Origin of the sequence: Bremerella sp. P1, from assembly GCF_028748185.1 — a bacterium.
GTDB lineage: Bacteria > Planctomycetota > Planctomycetia > Pirellulales > Pirellulaceae > Bremerella.
This window is the reverse complement of the sequence record NZ_CP118164.1, coordinates 1175663-1193605: the sequence shown is the minus strand read 5'-3', so window position 1 is coordinate 1193605 and position 17943 is coordinate 1175663. Positions and strand designations below refer to the sequence as shown.

Sequence of the window (17943 nt, the reverse complement as noted above, 5' to 3'; positions counted from 1 at the left end):
GCGCGACAGGATCGATCGCGCGCGGCTGTTTAATAGTGCCCAGGGGCCGTTGTGCCCACTGGCCACCTCGTTTTCGAGTTTCGATCCCGCCCCAACCGCTTATCGAGCCTGAACTTATGATGCGACCCCTTCTGTTTGCTGCGCTATTATTGGCTTTGGTTAGTACGTCGGCCGGTACGCTGCGTGCCGCCGAAAAAGACCAGCCCAACATTTTGATTCTCTATGCCGATGATCTTGGGTTCGGCGATCTCTCTTGCTACAACGCCAAGGGAAAGATCCCCACGCCCAATCTCGACAAGCTCGCGGCTTCCGGCACGCGATTCACCGATGGGCATTCTTCGTCCGGCATCTGCACACCCAGTCGCTATGCACTGCTTACCGGTCGACATCATTGGCGCGACTTTCATGGGATCGTGAATGCATTTGGTGGATCGGTCTTCAAGCCTGAGCGTTTGACCATGCCAGAGATGCTCAAAGAGCAAGGCTACACCACCGCCTGCATCGGTAAATGGCACCTGGGCTGGGACTGGAATGCGATTCGTAAGAACAAAGGCATTCAGCCTGACAGCTTCGATTGGACGAAATCGATCCCTGACGGACCGCTCGCTCACGGCTTCGATCATTACTTTGGCGATACGGTGATCAACTTTCCGCCGTATGCCTGGATCAAAGATGACAAGATGGCCCAGATCCCCGACACGATGAAAGACGAGTCGAAGTGGAAGAAGATTAAGGAAGGGAGTTGGGAATGTCGTCCGGGTCCGATGGTCACCGGTTGGGATCCCTATGCCGTGCTGCCGACGCTGACCGATCAAGGCGTCGAGTATCTTGAGTCGCGAAAAGATCAGAAGGAACCGTTCTTCCTCTACTTCGCGTTTCCTTGTCCCCATGCTCCGATCATTCCCAACGATGCCTTCGACGGAAAGAGTGGTGCCGGACCCTTCGGTGACTTTGTCGTCGAAACCGACGCGATGGTCGGCCGACTGCTCGCTGCTTTGGAAGCATCGGGCCAGGCCGACAACACGATCGTTGTCTTCACGGCCGACAATGGGCCTGAGCATTACGCCTATGCTCGCGATGCGAAGTATGGTCACTGGTCGCCAGAGCCGTTCCGCGGTTTGAAGCGAGACATCTACGAAGGTGGCCATCACGTGCCGTTTATCGTCCGTTGGCCAGGCGTGACCAAGCCTGGCAGTGTAAGTGATGCTTTGGTTTCGCAGATCGACTTGATGGAGACCTTTGCTTCGGCACTCGGCTATAAGTTGCCGGATGATGCCGCCGAAGATTCACACGACATGCTGCCACACCTCAAGGGTGAGACCGAAGACGTTCGGGCATCGCACGTGCATAACACGTTCGACAAACAGTATGCCATCCGAGACGGCGACTGGCTGCTGGTCGATCACAAGACCGGCTATCGCTCGAAGGGCTGGCAAGCCTGGGAGCCTCGGCACAATTATCCAGGCGACGACGATCAACCGGTCGAGTTGTACAACCTAAAGAACGACATCGGTCAGCGTCACAACCTGGCGGCCGATCACCCCGAGAAGGTTGAGCAGATGCAGAAGCTGTTGGCCAAGATCCAGCAGCAAGGCCACTCCGCACCCCGTTTGGCGAAATAGTGCACAGGAGCACGAACATGACCTCTCGAGTGACTTGGTTTTGCTTGGCGTTAGTGCTATTTGTACCGCAGATTCTGTGGGGCGCAGAGAAGCCGAACATCGTCTTCATCATGTGTGATGATCTCGGCTATGGAGACGTCCAGTGTCTCAATCCCGAGCACGGTAAGATTGCCACGCCGGGTGCCGATGCACTCGCCAAGCAGGGCATGACCTTCACCGATGCTCATAGCGGTTCATCCGTTTGTACGCCGACTCGCTACGGCTTGTTGACCGGGCGTTACAGTTGGCGGACCACGTTGCAAAAGGGTGTGGTAACCGGTTTTGCCCCTTGCTTGATTGACGAAGACCGCCCGACCGTGGCCAGTTTTTTGAAAGAGCACGGCTATCAGACGGCGATCATTGGCAAGTGGCACTTGAACTTTCAGTACTGCGATCCTCAAACGGGCAAGCCATATAAGGCGAAGGACTTCAAGTCGCCGCCGGTGGGCACCAAGATTCCGGATGGCCCGCTGGCTCGCGGATTCGATTATTACCACGGCTTTCACCACGCGCGTGACATGCAGACGGTGATCGAGAACGATACGGTCATTGCCCATGATCCTCCCATCCATATGCTGCCGCGACTTACCAGGAAGAGCGTCGAGTACATCGATCAGCATGCGGGCGGCAAGCAACCTTTCTTCCTGTACATTCCGCTCGGCTCGCCCCATACACCAATCCTGCCGACCGAAGCCTGGCAGGGCAAAAGCGGCCTGGGGGACTACGGCGACTTCGTGATGGAGACCGATAACGTCGTCGTCGAGGTCAGTAAGGCACTCGAGCGTAACGGTCTGACCGACAATACCTTGGTCATCTTCACCAGTGACAATGGCTGTAGCAAAGCGGCCGGCATCCAGAAGCTGGCCGAGCAGGGGCACATCGTTAGTGCCCATCTTCGCGGCTCAAAGGCCGACATCTGGGACGGCGGACATCGTGTACCGTTTCTCGTGCGTTGGCCTGGCAAAGTTGAAGCAGGTTCGACAAGCGATCAGTTGATCTGCTTGACCGACTGGTTTGCGACTGCAGCCGAGTTGATCGGGGCCGAGGTTCCGTCGGACGCTTGCGAGGATAGCGTCAGCTTTCTGCCAGCACTCTCCGGCAAGCCGATCTCTTCGACTCGAACTGGTGTTGTCCATCATTCGGTCAGTGGGCACTTCGCCTATCGACAAGGTCCGTGGAAGTTGGCCCTTGCTCGCGGATCCGGCGGGTGGAGTTCCCCCAATGAAAAGCAGGCGGGTAAGAATGCTCCCAAGGCGCAGCTTTACAACATGACCGAAGACGTTGGTGAACAGGACAATCGCTACCTGACCGAAGTGTCGATTGCCCAGCGACTGTTAAAGCAACTGCAAGCCGACGTCGAGCGTGGTCGTAGCACCGACGGACCGAAATCAAAGAACGATACGAATAACATCGACCTTTGGAAGAGTGAAAAGAACTGAGTTAACCTTGTCCCATCACCCCATCTAGGACTTTCCATGATCATCGCTACTCGAATGGCACTCGCGTGTTTGCTTCTGACGGTCGGCCTAATGGCGACCGCTTCGGCAGCCGAACGGCCGAATATCTTGTTTATCATTGCCGACGATCAATCTCCGTTTGACTTCAAGTTCTACAATCAGGACTCCAAGCTCCATACACCCGTGATCGACCAACTGGCGGCCGACGGCATGGTCTTCGATGGGGCCTATCATATGGGCTCGTGGTCGGGAGCAGTTTGCACACCATCGCGACACATGGTGATGAGTGGTCGCACCGTGTGGCACATTCCTAGCCGAATGAACCGCAAGCGAAACCCGAATGAAGGGAATGCGGGCCTGGTTCCTGAGAACCTTCCGGAATACACCATGGCCGCCGTGTTCAATCGTGCCGGGTACGACACGATGCGAACCTGTAAGAAGGGGAACAGCTACGACGGGGCTAACAAGCAGTTCACCGTCGTTCGGGATGCTTCGAAGCGGGGTGGCACCGAAGAGACCGGTAGTGCCTGGCATGGCAAGCAGGTTCTCGATTATTTAAATGAGCGAGAGAAGGCGAACGACAAAGATCCGTTTCTGATTTACTTCGGGTTCTCGCACCCGCACGATACGCGTGACGGTACGCCGGAACTGCTGGAGAAGTACGGTTCGATCAATCACACCAAGCAGACGACACTGCCGGAGCCCAACGACAAGCAGCCACAGATGCCGCCCAACTGGTTGCCCAAGCATCCGTTTGAGAATAGCCACTTGAACGTGCGCGACGAAGTGTCTGTCAGTGGCGTGTGGACGAACCGTGACGAGGCGACCATCCGCAACGAACTGGGGCGTGAGTTTGCCTGCAGTGAAAACATCGACATCCAGATCGGCAAGGTGTTGGACAAGCTCGAAGCGATGGGGGAACTCGACAACACCTACATCATCTACACTGCGGACCACGGCATGGCGATTGGTCGTCATGGTCTGCAAGGGAAGCAGAACCTTTACCAGCACACCTGGCGCGTTCCGTTTGTCGTCAAAGGCCCTGGCATCAAGTCTGGCACGCGTGCTGAGGGGAATATCTACTTGTTGGACGTGTTGGCAACGATCTGCGACCTGACTGGCGTTGAGGCGCCCAAGACCAACGAAGGCGAAAGCTTCAAGCCCGTATTAATGGGCGAAAAGGATACCGTTCGCGACGTGCTGTACGGCGTGTACTGTGGCGGCGAAAAGCCTGGCATGCGATGCGTGAAGAAAGGTGACTGGAAGCTGCTGAAGTACGATGTGCCCAGTGCCGGTGTGCAAGAGACGCAGCTGTTCAACCTGGCCGAGAACCCGCACGAGTTCCTGCCGCAGCATCACGCCAAGGAAGTGATCGCCATGACTGGCATGACTCCCGAGAAGCATCAAACGAACCTGGCCGACGATCCGAAGTACGCGCCCCAGCGAAAAGAATTGGAAGCCTTGCTGCAGGCAGAAATGAAACGCCTGGACGATCCGTTCGTGCTGTGGGATCAGGCCAAGTAATTGGCTTTGGCCACCAGGCCTTCAAGTCAGGACGCGTGGGTACCAGTCGTGTGGTACCCACGGGAACGATTGACGACGCGTTAAAGCTTCGCAAGCGGGTTTTCTCGTTCCTTGAGAGGGAACTCGACGATCTTTCCGCCTTGGCGATGCGATTCGAAGACGCCGCAGATCATTTCCACGGTCCAGGCAGCATCCTGAATATCGCACTTAGGAGCACTATTGCCGGACACCGCCCACAGTAAGTCGGTTCCCGCAGCGACGTGGTTGTGAACCTTTTGGATTGATTCAGGATCCGTTTCCTCTTTGCCGACTCCCTGGGAAGTAATTGGAATCCACTTGCGAGGCGTGTTCGCTGGATCGTAAGGGTTGCCCGGCGTGAAGTGGGCGACCGGGTCGCGGTCGATGTGCCAGGTAACCGTTCCCTTGCTGCCGATGATTTGAAAGCAGTAGCCATTGGGGCTGGTGCCGTCGTTGGCGATCGACTCGTAGTATGCAACCATGCCGTTGTCCATTAGGAAGCGGGCATGCACTTCGTTGCCGGCTAGCTGTCCCAGACCTTCGTTGCCACGTTTAACATCCTGGCGGGTAACCAGCTTGCCATCTTGCAGCAGCATACCGGAGACACTCTTCGGTTTGCCGCCGCCGAAGTAGCAGAACAAGTTGACGATGTGCGAGCCCAACACCCACAGGTCTTCGCCACCCCCGCGATGGTCTCCCTTGCCTTTGCCGCGCAGCTCCAGGACTTTGCCAAGCTCGCCCGATTCGATGAGCGTATCGATATGCTCCAGCGCCGGGTGATAGCGATTGCGATGCGCGACGGCGACCTTGGTGCCGCGTTTCTCGGCCGCGGCGATCAGGGCATCGGCTTCGGCTGGGTTACGAACGAATGGCTTCTCGCAGTAGATCCCCTTGGCGCCTGCCTCGATGGCGGCCAGGACCATATCGAAGTGCTGGTCGGGATGTCGCGGACAAACGGAAACGTACTCGGGCTTCACGGTATGGAGCATGACCTGGTAGTCGGCAAATCCTTTGGCCCCTTCCAGCCGTTTGGTGGCCAGCGACAAGCCACGCGGATCGGCGTCGGCCACGGCCACCACTTGTGTCTCGCTGATCTTAAGCCACATCGTATCGAGCCCATGCCCATAGTTGCCGCGGCCAGTATGCCCGATCACGGCGGTGGGACGCGGAGGAGTGATCGCATAGGCCGCCGACGGTAAAACCAAGGCAGCGGACGAGGCAGCAAGGAAGGTACGGCGTTTCATGGTAGGCCAGTTGATATTGAGAAGAGAGTTTAGGGAGAGGAGTTGATTACTTGGTTTCAAACGCCCCGATGTCGGGTGCTTTTCCTTCCAAGGGCAAGCCGACATCAACGCCAGCGTCGATAAGCTTGCTGTTTGGCGATAGCTTCAGGAAGGTCATCTGAGGGAGGCTTCCGTCGGCCTGCCGGGCTGCGGACAGTTGCTGGTTGTCTTTCAGCTCGACGAAGTCTTCCTTGGTGACTTCGATTTCGTTGTCGAACGTGTTCGCCTCGAGCGTGCACTCTTGCTCGTCGATGTTCACGATCGCTCGTCGGCCACCGTAGGCTACGTTGTTCTTCAAGACGTGACCGAAGCCGGGGACATCCTTTTGGAAGTCGGTCGAACGGTTCAACATGTTGAAGTTGGCTCCGTTGCGATAGGCCGTGTTGTTCAGCCAGTCGCAGCCGCCGGGATGATGGTTGGCGTAGAAGCCGCTGTTCTTGTTGCCGACGGACACGCAGTTCTGAATCACGTGCCGAGGAATGTCACGCGGTGCGCGGGGGTTGGGCGAAACGCCGTAGCCACCGGCCTTGAAACCGTTGCCATCGGCCCGGGCTTCGAATTTGGATGAGTAGCCATTCCAGAAAGCCCAGCAGTTCTCGAAGCGAACGGCTTCATCGGCGCTAATGCAATCGAAACCGTCGTCGGCGTTAAACCAGGCTCGGCAGCCGCGAAAGACATTATTCTTTGCCCCCGGCCGGGGATGACAACCGAAGCCATCGACGTTGCCGCCGCGACCTCCCTGCGAGACGGGATCATGATTGTTGTAGGCATCGCAGTTGAGGTACAAGCTATCGCTGCCGCGAACCACATAGATGCCGATCGCATGGCCGTCGTGCATGCTCAACCGCTCCAGGACATTGTGGTGTCCTTCGTTGGCGAAACAGATCGATTGTGTGTGCCCGGTCATGGTGACCTGCACACCGACCACTTCAATGCCCCGCAGATGAAGCCATGAACCTTCGACCTGAAACGCATGCACGCGGTGGCCTTCCGGCTTCACGTCCGAGAAGTCGAAGACCGGACGCTCGTTCTCATAGGCGAAGTAACGAATCGGTTGGCCTTCTTTGCCGCTCTTCCGCAGGTGAATCACGTAGGCCCAGATCCGCCGCTTGCGGGCGATGTCGGCTTCCTGCATACGATAGGTGCCGCCACGCAAGTAAACGGTGTCGCCTGGCTCGGCGGCTGTTTCGGCATGTTGAATCGAAGCGAACGGGGCTTCTTTGGTTCCAGGGTTACTATCAAGGCCATCCGGAGCGACGAAATAATCGGCGGCAAACGTCCAGGAGGACGTCGTTAGAAGCAAACCGAGCGACAGCGGTAACCAACGGGCTGTGGTCATGAACATCCAGGGCCGGGGAGGGAGGCAAATCAAGCGATTGGAAACCGCCTGAGGGAGGTATTCGGTTAGATACCCAAGTTTAGCATGCCGCTGGAGAATCTGCCATGAACGAACTAATCGTCCAACTCCTCTAGTTCGGCCAAGCGCCTGCGAAGTCGGGCCTTTTCCTCCTCAACCGTCTCCTGCTTTTCGGGTAAATCGAGATGTTTCGGGCGAGGGGGCTCGGTTTTGGGCTGGGGGCGGCTGATGATTGTGTCATTGGTCAGATAGACGCCACTCATCATTGATGTCTTCACGTGGGCGCTGTGGATGCAGCCTTGGCGATCACGATAACGGACCTTGTAGATGCGATCGTTCTTCTCACCAAACCAGCCAGGGCCGAAAGGATCCCAGTGTGATTCTAAGAGTTCACCACCGATGCTGGTGATGTATTGATGAACGCGATCCCGATCGAGTGAACCGGCCAACAGCCGAAACATTACGCTCACCGCAATGGCGATCCCGATCAGGATTAAGACGCCTTCACCACCGTTCATGCTAGGGACTTACCTCAAGAAGAAACAACATGTAGAGCACGTTCGTCTCGTTATTCGTAGTCCAACGTTCATTATTGTCAGAAATCGGACGGTCGACTACATCAAGTCACCCTTGTTGCGTCCCTGGTCGTCGTAGCGCATGAAGCTGAAGTAGATGAAGACGATGGCAAAGATCGGGATCAGGATGACAAAGAAGGGAGTGACCGCGAATGATACGACCACGACAAGTACTGCAAAGACACACCAGAGCCACCAGGTATCTCGCCATAGACCTCGCATGGGTCCCATTGAATTCTCTCCAGCCGCTGCATGATTGTTGGGGGATAGAGAGATTCTAAGCCAGACGTCCTGCCTACGCACGTTGAAAACGTCGCACCAGTTCGAGGGGGAAGAGCGCGAACCGATTTGGCGCTAGGGCATGAGATTGAACAGAAACGAGTTGGTGCCTCCTTCGGACACGACTGCTTTCAGTTCCGAAGACTCGTAGTCGGAATACTGCGGCGGAAGAAGCTCAGAAGTTTGCGACTTCGGCGGAAGGGCCGGGTGATCGCTCTCCTTGATGATCTTTTGCTCGGTTTTCTTCACCGAAACCTGGTATCGTCCGATGGGAGCGCCATCGCCTGGTTCGTAGGTCGTCAGCTCGTATTGGCCGGTCGCATCGGTCTTGCCATATGAGGTGATCTTCAGCTTTTCGCTGAAGAACATCACGGTGGCGCCTTCGATCGGTGTTCCTTCGAGGGTGATTTTTCCCTGAACTGGGATCGTTGGTGAGCGTCCAGGAATCAGGGTCGGCTCGCCGGAACCGCAGCCCAGCGATGCCGCTGCCAGGATCAACAGAATGGTGGCGTGAATGCGGAACATGATTACTCGCTACCTGGGGTGAATTCCCCACCGCTCTTGCTTCCCATAGCACCCCACACGCCGTAAGGGCTCGGGCCTTCCTTCACGGAATGAGCCCCTTGATTGCCGGCATCGATCGTTTCAGTAATGAATCGAACCGAACCATCGGCGAACGTGGCCATCACGCCGCCTGGGTGGTAACTGGATGCGGTGTAGAAACCATCCTGAGCGTCGTGATTCGAGTAAGCACATTGCGGGCTATTGGGCGGCAGGCAGGTATTCATTGCCGAGAAGGCCGAGCCTCCATCGGTCCAGCGGCTGCCAGGGGCACTAATCGGATTGCTGTAGCCGTTGATCGGATCGAAGGTCACCGCACATTCCGCTGGCGTCGCAGGATCGCTACCGTAGTTGACGTTGAACCGATCGTCAGGGCTGGTTGGGAAACCATGTTCGGAGAGTGCGAGTGTGTTGCTGGTTCCGTCCGTGATATCCGCCATGCTCGTGTGTTTCACCAAACCAAAGATACCGCGTGGCTCGAGCGTTTCGGTATCGAAGGAGTCGCCGGCACAGAAGGTATAGTTGGCGTCTGCGATCACGTCGTTAGAGACATGCTGCGGACTTGATGGGCATAGCAGCGCGTTGAATGTGATTGTCCAAGGTTGAAAGTCATCCCAAGGGGTCACCGCGTTGCCATTGAGCCGGACTTCGTTCGCAGCGGCCGATTGCTCGATGTAAGGAAGCAGACCGACGAATCCGCTTTGACGTTGATAGGGAGCAAGCGTTCCGCCATTGTGCTGATGCTGACCGCTACCCCCTTCACGATAGGGAAAGACTTCAAACGTATCGTGATACACGTGCAGCGCCAGGCTCAGCTGCTTCAAGTTGTTGGTGCACGCCATACGACGCGAGGTTTCGCGCGCTTGTTGTACCGCAGGCAGTAGCAAGGCGACCAATACGCCAATCACCGCCAGCACGACCAGCAATTCGACCAGGGAGAAACCACTTCGTGTGGTGTATTTCGTGGTCACTTTATACGACTCCAGGAGGGTCTGTCAGGCAGGAAAAAAACTCAAACAACTTCCTGGTTCGATAACTAATCAAACGGCGTTCCAAATCCGGCGAATCTGTGGGTCCAAGAAGCTCGGATAGCCGAAACGGCTTGCGCGTTTTAACACAGCTGCGGTTATCGTTCCTTTAATCTCCCTACAAGGTCCCATCCTTTCCCTAAGCAAATGGTCAATTTTGGCTCATAGAAAGCGTTTTCTTTCTGCCAATTTCGTGATAGACACCCTAGGCTAAGGGGAATTGCTATCTCCTTAGGCGATGCCTTGTTGATTTGCTTAGTGTGTGAGCGAATTGGGGGGCAACGTCGCAAAATCAAACCAGGAATCGACACAAATTGACAAAATGGTGTCGCAAAAAAGCTTACAGAAGCCAGCGGTTTGATCAATTGCGATGAGCGACTTGAAAGATTCGGGGACTGACGCAGGTTACGGAAGATGTGTTGGCTCGATTTCGGTGATCCTTACGAGTCAGAGGAATCTTGTCCTAAGGGTAGCTTTGGCTTGGAGCGGACGTTTAGAATAGGCAAGCCTCGTCGGACAGCGAGGTGCTCATCGCCTTGCCTGGTAAGGATTTGCCACTAATGTATCTGCTTGAAAATCCTGTCTTACAGCGCGAACTGCTGGTCAACTTGCGTACTGCAAGGGCCTTCTTGTTGCTGTTGGCTTATCAGATGCTTTTGGCGGCGATCGTTTATTTTGCCTGGCCACAGGTAGAACGACTCGATCTCTCGGCCGATCAGGAAGCGGCCCGGCGACTGTTCGATCTGTTCTTTCTTGGTCAATTCGTGCTCGCCTCGTTGATGGCTCCGAGCTTTGCCTCGGGGACGCTGACCGGGGAGAAAGAGCGGAAGACCTACGAGATGCTGCTGGCCAGCCCGCTCAAGCCGGGAGCAATTGTGCTGGGCAAGCTGTTGGCCTCGCTCGCTCACCTGGCGCTGTTGATCTTCACATCGTTGCCGATCGTGATGTTATGTCTGCCGCTGGGTGGCGTGTCGCTGTATGAACTTCTGGCGGCGTACGCGATCTTGATGGTTGCGGTGGCGACGTTCGGTATGATTAGTGTCGCCTGCAGCAGCTTCTTTGCCCGCACGGCATCGTCGCTGGTCGTTTCCTACTTATTGATCTTACCGATTGCACTCGCCGGGGCATTCGTCTGGCAGATGCTGGGTCAGAATGGTGGCCTGCGTCTGATCGTTTTGTTGATTACCGTGCCAGCCGCTGCAGCGGCGACAATTCTTTTGCTTTCGCTCTACACGGCCCGCACGTTGTTGTATCCGCACGATGTGGGTAGCGAAGGAAAGGATGTCGTCGACTTAGAGAAAGAGGCTCGCGAAGCGGTCGGGCTGGTGATTCAGCGCGATCAATTCCCGGACCGCCTGTTCGCGCCACCCAAGCGGACGCAACTGCTGGATGACCATAAGAACCCGGTCTACGACAAAGAGATTCACAGCGAAATCTTCGCCCAAGGGACGTTGATGCTGCGCCTGGTAATCCAGATCAGCATGTTCCTGGCCATTCCGTTGATGGCGGTGTGCCTGTACTTCAAGCCACAGTACGCCCCGCTTTACATGGCGTATGTGATTCTGTTCAACATCCTGGTGGGGCCGGTCTTCTCAGCGGGAAGCATTACCTCCGAGCGTGAACGCGAAACGCTCGATTTGCTGCTGACGACTGAGATCTCGCCGTGGATGATTCTTTCCGGCAAATTGATCGCTGGCTTTCGCGTGTCGAGCGTGCTCACAGGCTTCTTGCTCTGGCCGCTGCTTCTAGCGTGCGTGATGGTGCCATACTACTGGACCAATTGGACGTCCGTGTTGGCGTATTTATCGGTGATCTTGATTACTTGCATCACGACCTCGATGTTGGCTCTGTTCTGCTCGGTGTTGTTTCGTAAGACATCGCACAGCTTGATGTGCACTTACCTGGTGATCATCGCTCTGTTCTGCGGGACGCTCGCGTTCGATTACTTTGCTCAGTTGGCGTTCACTCCGGTGGCCGAAACGGCGGTCGTCGACTACACGTCGGCTTCCAATACCGAGCCAGAGCCGCCGCCGATCACACTGGTGGCGGAAGTTTCGCGTCAACTGACACTCATCAGCCCTTTCGCTGCGTTGTGGGATGTTCCGCTGAAGGTTGACCTGGATGGAGCGACTGACAACCCCGGCGACTGGTATCGCTTCTCAATCTTCATGGGGCTGACCGTTGGCTTGAACGCGGTGATGTTCGGCGTAATGGTCTGGCTCTTCCGCACACGCTGGCGGGTCTCTTACTAAACGAAAAAAGCGTGCCGGCGACTTTCGCGCGGCACGCTCTTGATGTTCAATTCGATGGCTCAAGAGTCTCTTAGAATGGAGACTTGTTCACAGGCTCGCGGCCGGCAGCCATTCGCATAGGGCCGATGATGGTGCCCAAAAGGTCGTCCATGGTATCGGTCGGATCTTTAACGATCACGACACGGTCGCCGGGACGCAGTTGATAGTCGTACTCGAACGGAATCTGTTCGTTGTGGTGGTCGTACTTCGAGATCAGCTTCTCAGGTGCGGCACCTGGGCGTTGCGGCAGACGCGACACAGCGATGTGGAAGCGATCGAATTTCTTATTGGCTTTGGATTGCATCACCGCGGCCTGAAGCGTCGGAGCCGAGGCAAGTGGAATCTTCTGGGTTTGAGTGCCGGCTTCCGGCGACTGCATCTCGACCATGATCATCGGCTGATTCGGGGGAATCATGGCCTGATCTTGGGTGCTCACGGCATCGGATTGAGGAACCGTGCTGCAACCACTGGCCAATAAGATGACGGCCAGCACTGGAAGTGTGAATAGAGGAAGTTGTTGGTTCATCCTCACAATCCCTTGCGAAGTGAGTGTTCTGGGGGGAGCGGTCTGAACGCATCCTTGCGCACGGACTCGTTCTTGGACATCGGCCAGCGGTCGTGTTCCGGTTGAACCGAATCCGCAGAAATTTCGGATTAGTTAATCTGCGTAAGGGCATGGTCAGCTAGCAAGCTGCGACTCGCGATGATGTCAGGCCCAGAGGTGGCGAAAGCACGGGCAACCGCGCCAAAGCGTGCTATCGCTACTATCGTCAAGATTAACGGTTGAGTGACTATTACGACCGTCAAAGTTCCTGTGCAACCTGGCGCAATTATTCCACCGATAACGTTTCTGACGGATATCTCCTTGGGAGATAGACTATCTCGAAATAAAAAGGTTAGCTTGCGAATGGTTATGCGAAAATCAAAATCGACGAGCAAAGTAGCGGTTGTCATTGGCAAGCTCGTGCTCAGCGCCGTCGCAGCCGTGGGCATCGGTCTGACTGGGTGCCTGGTCGGGCCAGACCATATTGATCCTGGGGCGCCGTTTCAGTGTGAATGGATTCCGCCACTTCCGCCTGGGGTGAGTCAGTCGCCCAACGATTCGATTGCCTGGTGGACGAAGTTCAACGATCCCGTACTGACTAGCCTGATCGTTCGCACGGCTCAGCAAAACCTGACGCTAGGACAAGCTGCCGAACGAATTGCCGAAGCCCGAGCTTTGCGCGGCATCGTGCGTGGCGGTCTGTTCCCCGATATCGACGGCATCGCCAGCTACACGCGTCGTAAGACATCCGGCAGTGGTAATAACTTCGGTCTGGCCAACTTCAACCCACCGCCGTTCAACTTCTGGTCGGCTGGTTTCGATGCGACTTGGGAAATCGACATCTTCGGCGGTGTGCGTCGTCGACTCCAAGCGGCCGATGCTGACGTCGACGTGGCGATCGAAGACCACAACGATTTGCTCGTCAGTCTGCAGGGCGAAGTGGGGGCGAACTACATTCAGGTCCGAACCTTGCAGCGTCGAATTCAATTCGTCGAACGCAATATCCAACTGCAGCGTCAGTCGCTGAAGATTACCGAAGACCGATTCGCCGCTGGTACGGTGAGCCAACTCGACGTCGAACAGGCCAAGTCCAACTTGTATAGCACCGAAGCTGGCCTTCCGCTTCTACGTCAGGAAATGGAACTGGCCTACCACCGCTTGTCGGTGTTGATGGGCGAACCACCATCCGACTTGTCGAAGCAGATCACCCCGCAGCAGCAATTTCCGATGTTGCCGCAAGACATCGATGTTGGTCTACCGATCGAATTGATTCGTCAGCGACCTGATATTCGCTCGGCCGAACGTCAGTTAGCAGCTCAAGCAGCTCGAATCGGTGTTGCCGTATCGGAACTGTATCCGCGATTCACGATTACTGGTTCGTTCACCGTTGACTCGACCAAGTTTAGCCGCTGGTTTACGAGTAACAGTATTGCTTATGCGGCTGGTCCGGCAATGCGATGGCGATTGTTAGACTTCGGTCGCGTGCGAAGTGATATCGAAGTCCAGCGTGCTCGTTGGCGAGGTCTGGTCTACTTCTACCAGAACGAAGTGATCTCGGCCGCGCAGGAAGTGGAAGACTCGTTGTCGCAGTACCGCTACAGCATCGAGCGAGCCAGAAGCCTTCGCGAAGCAGCCTTGGCGGCTCGTGCGGCAGCTGAGATTTCCGAAGAGCAGTACAAGGGGGGGATCATCCCGTTCCAGACGCTTCTCGACGCTCAGCGTTTCCAGGCGGAACTGGACGACCAAGCAGCCGCGGCCGAAGGGGATATCTACCTGGCGGTGGTCTCGTTGTACAAGGCCCTGGGGGGTGGTTGGATCGATCCGTTCGCGGTCGCACCTGATCCGACGGCCGTGCCAGCCGGGGAGATCATCGAGCCGACCCCAGCCAATCCCGATGGCGACAACGCCGACGCCAACGATGGGGAAAACAACAAGGACATCCCGCTGGATGATAACCTGATCCCCAACCTTCCAGTTCCCAAGGACGCTTTGCAGCCGGCCGATGCCTTGCCACCTCCGGCGGCTGACGCCAACTAAGTCCTGCGAGTTGGTTTGGACGAGAAAACAAGGACGGCTGGTGCACTTTTTCGCCCCAGTCGTCCTTTTTCGCGCGCCCCAGGTTGTGAGCATGCTGCGGAATCCGTAGAATTTGCCCCAACGTAAACCGGCCCATTTCGCTTACATATTCTGGGATTCCATGGAGACGCCTGGTTTTCTCGAGCCCTTCGTAGGCCGCTGGACAAAGCGGCATCTGCTCGATTTGGAAAGTTTAACGTCAGACGAAATCACGCTTCTTCTCGACGTTGCTCAAGCGTTCAAAGAATCCACCCAAGATTGCCGCCAGAAGCTGCCGCTATTGACCGGTCGCACCAGCGTCAATCTGTTCTTTGAAGACTCGACACGCACACGAATCAGTTTTTCGCTTGCGGCTCGTCGCTTGGGTTCCGATGTCATCGAGTTCTCGGCATCCAGTAGTAGTCTCTCCAAGGGAGAAACGCTGCTAGACACGGCCAAGACGATCCAGTCGATGTGTATCGATACGCTCGTCTGTCGGCATAAGGCGCCCGGCACCGCTCAGATGCTGTCCGAAAACATGGACGTTTCCGTGATCAACGCCGGTGACGGTCCGCATGAGCACCCCACGCAAGGTCTGCTCGACATCCTAACCATTCGTCAGCATCGCGGCGACTTACGCGGCAAGACCGTCGCATTGGTAGGGGATATCGCCCATAGCCGGACGGCCCGGTCGAATATCTGGGGACTACAAAAGCTTGGGGCGCACGTCATCGTGTGTGGCCCGTCGACGCTTGTTTCCCGCCGCTGGGAAGAATACGGCGTCGAGGTCTCGTACGATTTGGACGCGATCCTGCCCCGTTGCGATGTTTTGAACTTGCTTCGTATCCAATTCGAGCGGCAATACACGCGTCCCTTCCCATCGGTTCGCGAGTACGCGTTGCTTTATGCGATGGATCAAAATCGCATGCAGCGGGCCAAGTCAGACATCTTGATTATGGCTCCTGGGCCGATCAACCGCGGTGTTGAAATCACCCCAGAGGTGGCCGACGGCGAGCATTCGGTGATCCTGCACCAGGTGAACAACGGCTTGGCGGTTCGCATGGCGGCCATGTGGCTGGTCAGCGCAGGGCGTGCCAATTGATTGGGCTTGAATCGAAGAGAGAATCATAACCGCACCCCATCCTTCGCCGGTGAAGGGGCGAAGGGACTGGACGTGAGACCATGCTGAAAACGCTGATACAAAACGGTCGGGTCATCGACCCAAGCCAAGAAATCGATCGCGTTACCAACCTGCTGATCGAAGAGGGACGCATCGCTGCCATCGACGTCGAGCCGACGGACGAGATGAAGGTCATCGATGCTACCGGTAAGTTGGTCGTCCCGGGGCTGATTGATCTGCACGTGCAGATTCGTGAGCCAGGTTTTGAGGAAGACGAAACGATCGAATCGGCTGGCTGTGCAGCGCTTGCCGGCGGGTTCACATCCATCGCGGCCATTTCTGAAACCAATCCACCGGTTGATAGTGCCGCCGCCGTGACGTATCTCGGTCGCCAGGCATCCGAGGCCGATCATTGCAACGTGTTTCCCGTGGCGTGCGTTAGCAGTGGACGCCAAGGGGAAGAAATGGCTGAGATCGGCATTCTGCACAATGCCGGAGCGATCGCGTTCAGCGATGGTCAACGGCCGGTGTCCAACCCGGAACTGCTTCGCCGGGCCCTGGAATACACGCTCATGTTCGATCGCCCCGTGCTGAATCGGCCCGAGATGGTCGAACTCTCACGTGATGGCGTCATGCACGACGGCTCGGTCAGTACCGTGCTAGGGCTCGCCCCGATGCCGGCCGAGGCCGAAGATGTGATGGCCGCTCGCGACATTCGTATTTGTGAAGCCACCGGCGGTAAGCTGCATTTGCTGGCCATTTCCTGTAGCGGCACGGTCGATATCCTTCGCCGGGCAAAGGACCGCGACGTAAGCGTAACGGCAAGTATCTGTGCCTATCAGTTCGCGTTGACCGACGCGGCCATGCGAGGCTTTCACACCAGTTTAAAACTCAATCCGCCCTTGCGTTCACGCGATCATATTGACGCGTGTATTGCTGGGCTGAAAGATGGCACGATCGACGTCATCGCCAGCGGGCATGCTCCGCGGTCTTCGGAAAAGAAGATGTGCGCGATTACGGAAGCTCCGTTTGGTATGGTCGGATTGGAGACAGCCTTGGGGTTGGTCAGCACGCACTTGGTGCATGCCGGGCACCTCGACTGGCTGACGGTGATTCGGGCCATGTCGACCAATGTTGCCACAGTATTGGGTGTCGAAAAGGGAACGCTCAAGCCTGGTGCCGATGCCGATGTGACGCTGATCGATCCGGAAGCCAAGTGGACGGTCGATCCGTCCACCTTCCGCTCGAAGAGTTTCAATTCTCCCTTCGGTGGTGTTGAACTGACCGGACGTGCGGTGGAAACGATCGTAGGCGGAGTGACGAAGTTCCGCTACGATGGGAACTAACCCGCACGACGGGCTTTCCCGAACGTTCCTTTCGCAGCCGAGTCGATGGCGCTGCCATGCCGCTGATTATTGATGGATACAATCTGCTATACGCGGCTGGGCTAGTCGGTTCTGTCGATGGTGAAGGTTCTTTTGAAGGCGAACGCAGGGCTCTCTTAGATGCCTTGCTGGCGGTGATCGATCCGAAGGAACTGACGCAGACCGTCGTTGTCTTCGACTCGGCCAAGGCCCCGCCTGGGTTGCCGCGTGTCTACGACTATCATCAGATCACTGTACGGTTTGCCACCGGCTATGCCGACGCCGACGAGATGATCGAAGAGCTGATTCAAGAGCATCATGCTCCCAAGCGTCTAACGGTGGTCTCCAGCGATCACCGCGTGCAGCGTGCGGCCCGACGCCGCAAAGCGAAGGCCATCGATAGCGATAGCTGGTATCGCTTGATGCGGCAATCGCGTGCCCGTCGCCGGGAAGAGGAAGCCAAGAAACCGCCACTGCCTAAACGGCCAAGTGCTCCGGCTATTCCCGAAAACGAAGTAAGCGAGTGGGTCGAATTCTTCGGTAAGATCGACGTCGATGCGTTGGCACCGTCGGAAGATCAATCGCGAAGTGTTCCCACCGCTATGCCAGCGCCCCAGCCGAAGACCCCGCCTGGCAAGCCAAGCCGGCCTGGGGCGAAGCCGACCGAGAAGCCAGCCCCCAATGTCTTTTCGGACGACTATCTGAAGAAGATTGCCGAAGAGTTCTTCGGCGAATCGTAACGCCTGACTTCACAAGCGTTGGTAGGGCCTGACTCGTAGAGTGATGCATTTAGAGGCATGGCACGAAAAAGGTGGCGCAATTCTGT

General features: G+C 56.5%; 15 protein-coding genes. 8 read left to right on the top strand and 7 right to left on the bottom strand.

Annotated elements, in window-relative coordinates; all coding sequences use genetic code 11:
* Window positions 1-116 precede the first annotated feature (116 nt).
* Genes PSR63_RS05010 through PSR63_RS05000 form a run of 3 tightly spaced genes read left to right on the top strand, consistent with a single transcriptional unit; the run spans window position 117 to window position 4642 of the window.
* The gene (locus PSR63_RS05010) at window positions 117-1622 is read left to right on the top strand and encodes a sulfatase family protein (protein ID WP_274331272.1); all 1506 of its coding nucleotides are present in this window, start codon (window positions 117-119) and stop codon (window positions 1620-1622) included.
* A 17-nt stretch (window positions 1623-1639) separates the two neighbouring features.
* A complete protein-coding gene (locus tag PSR63_RS05005; RefSeq protein WP_274331271.1) occupies window positions 1640-3100 on the top strand; it encodes a sulfatase family protein in 1461 nt (486 codons plus the stop codon).
* 36 nt (window positions 3101-3136) lie between these two features.
* Window positions 3137-4642, top strand: coding sequence for a sulfatase-like hydrolase/transferase (locus PSR63_RS05000; protein ID WP_274331269.1), 1506 nt, complete (start codon window positions 3137-3139; stop codon window positions 4640-4642).
* Window positions 4643-4722: 80 nt separating this feature from the next.
* On the opposite strand, the gene PSR63_RS04995 is transcribed toward PSR63_RS05000, so the two are convergent.
* The 6 genes from PSR63_RS04995 to PSR63_RS04970 form a co-directional block, all read right to left on the bottom strand.
* The gene (locus PSR63_RS04995; protein WP_274331267.1) at window positions 4723-5904 is read right to left on the bottom strand and encodes a Gfo/Idh/MocA family protein; all 1182 of its coding nucleotides are present in this window, start codon (window positions 5902-5904) and stop codon (window positions 4723-4725) included.
* 46 nt (window positions 5905-5950) lie between these two features.
* Complete coding sequence (locus tag PSR63_RS04990) at window positions 5951-7282, bottom strand: right-handed parallel beta-helix repeat-containing protein (protein ID WP_274331266.1); 1332 nt, start codon at window positions 7280-7282, stop codon at window positions 5951-5953.
* A 113-nt stretch (window positions 7283-7395) separates the two neighbouring features.
* Entirely contained in the window at window positions 7396-7818 is a 423-nt protein-coding gene (locus PSR63_RS04985; RefSeq protein ID WP_274331265.1) for a hypothetical protein, read from the bottom strand.
* A 96-nt stretch (window positions 7819-7914) separates the two neighbouring features.
* Window positions 7915-8106: a hypothetical protein gene (locus PSR63_RS04980; RefSeq protein WP_274331264.1), complete on the bottom strand. Its 192-nt coding sequence runs from the start codon at window positions 8104-8106 to the stop codon at window positions 7915-7917.
* A 123-nt stretch (window positions 8107-8229) separates the two neighbouring features.
* Entirely contained in the window at window positions 8230-8679 is a 450-nt protein-coding gene (locus tag PSR63_RS04975) for a carboxypeptidase-like regulatory domain-containing protein (protein ID WP_274331262.1), read from the bottom strand.
* A gap of 2 nt (window positions 8680-8681) precedes the next feature.
* A complete protein-coding gene (locus tag PSR63_RS04970) occupies window positions 8682-9686 on the bottom strand; it encodes a DUF1559 domain-containing protein (protein WP_274331261.1) in 1005 nt (334 codons plus the stop codon).
* A gap of 617 nt (window positions 9687-10303) precedes the next feature.
* On the opposite strand from PSR63_RS04970, the gene PSR63_RS04965 reads away from it, so the two are divergent.
* Complete coding sequence (locus tag PSR63_RS04965; RefSeq protein ID WP_274331259.1) at window positions 10304-11995, top strand: ABC transporter permease; 1692 nt, start codon at window positions 10304-10306, stop codon at window positions 11993-11995.
* A 70-nt stretch (window positions 11996-12065) separates the two neighbouring features.
* Here PSR63_RS04965 and PSR63_RS04960 read toward each other — a convergent pair whose 3' ends face one another.
* On the bottom strand, window positions 12066-12560 hold the full coding sequence (locus PSR63_RS04960) for a hypothetical protein (RefSeq protein ID WP_274331257.1): 495 nt from the start codon (window positions 12558-12560) through the stop codon (window positions 12066-12068).
* 387 nt (window positions 12561-12947) lie between these two features.
* Here PSR63_RS04960 and PSR63_RS04955 point away from each other — a divergent pair, with 387 nt between their 5' ends.
* The 4 genes from PSR63_RS04955 (at window position 12948) to PSR63_RS04940 (ending at window position 17857) form a co-directional block, all read left to right on the top strand.
* Window positions 12948-14615 carry an efflux transporter outer membrane subunit gene (locus tag PSR63_RS04955; RefSeq protein ID WP_274331255.1) on the top strand — a complete coding sequence of 556 codons (1668 nt, stop codon included), beginning with the start codon at window positions 12948-12950 and terminating at the stop codon, window positions 14613-14615.
* Between the two features lie 160 nt (window positions 14616-14775).
* Window positions 14776-15735, top strand: a complete 960-nt coding sequence (locus PSR63_RS04950) for an aspartate carbamoyltransferase catalytic subunit (protein ID WP_274331253.1) — start codon at window positions 14776-14778, stop codon at window positions 15733-15735.
* An 80-nt stretch (window positions 15736-15815) separates the two neighbouring features.
* A complete protein-coding gene (locus tag PSR63_RS04945; protein WP_274331251.1) occupies window positions 15816-17099 on the top strand; it encodes a dihydroorotase in 1284 nt (427 codons plus the stop codon).
* Window positions 17100-17155: 56 nt separating this feature from the next.
* Window positions 17156-17857, top strand: coding sequence for an NYN domain-containing protein (locus PSR63_RS04940; protein WP_274331250.1), 702 nt, complete (start codon window positions 17156-17158; stop codon window positions 17855-17857).
* The last annotated feature ends 86 nt before the right edge of the window (window positions 17858-17943 follow it).

Coding starts and splice junctions, on each gene's coding strand:
- PSR63_RS04945 (WP_274331251.1), top strand. CDS start 15,816: ATGCTGAAAACGCTGATACAAAACGGTCGGGTCATCGACCCAAGCCAA.
- PSR63_RS04990 (WP_274331266.1), bottom strand. CDS start 7,282: ATGACCACAGCCCGTTGGTTACCGCTGTCGCTCGGTTTGCTTCTAACG.
- PSR63_RS04960 (WP_274331257.1), bottom strand. CDS start 12,560: ATGAACCAACAACTTCCTCTATTCACACTTCCAGTGCTGGCCGTCATC.
- PSR63_RS05010 (WP_274331272.1), top strand. CDS start 117: ATGATGCGACCCCTTCTGTTTGCTGCGCTATTATTGGCTTTGGTTAGT.
- PSR63_RS05000 (WP_274331269.1), top strand. CDS start 3,137: ATGATCATCGCTACTCGAATGGCACTCGCGTGTTTGCTTCTGACGGTC.
- PSR63_RS04985 (WP_274331265.1), bottom strand. CDS start 7,818: ATGAACGGTGGTGAAGGCGTCTTAATCCTGATCGGGATCGCCATTGCG.
- PSR63_RS04955 (WP_274331255.1), top strand. CDS start 12,948: ATGCGAAAATCAAAATCGACGAGCAAAGTAGCGGTTGTCATTGGCAAG.
- PSR63_RS05005 (WP_274331271.1), top strand. CDS start 1,640: ATGACCTCTCGAGTGACTTGGTTTTGCTTGGCGTTAGTGCTATTTGTA.
- PSR63_RS04980 (WP_274331264.1), bottom strand. CDS start 8,106: ATGGGACCCATGCGAGGTCTATGGCGAGATACCTGGTGGCTCTGGTGT.
- PSR63_RS04940 (WP_274331250.1), top strand. CDS start 17,156: ATGCCGCTGATTATTGATGGATACAATCTGCTATACGCGGCTGGGCTA.
- PSR63_RS04965 (WP_274331259.1), top strand. CDS start 10,304: ATGTATCTGCTTGAAAATCCTGTCTTACAGCGCGAACTGCTGGTCAAC.
- PSR63_RS04975 (WP_274331262.1), bottom strand. CDS start 8,679: ATGTTCCGCATTCACGCCACCATTCTGTTGATCCTGGCAGCGGCATCG.
- PSR63_RS04995 (WP_274331267.1), bottom strand. CDS start 5,904: ATGAAACGCCGTACCTTCCTTGCTGCCTCGTCCGCTGCCTTGGTTTTA.
- PSR63_RS04950 (WP_274331253.1), top strand. CDS start 14,776: ATGGAGACGCCTGGTTTTCTCGAGCCCTTCGTAGGCCGCTGGACAAAG.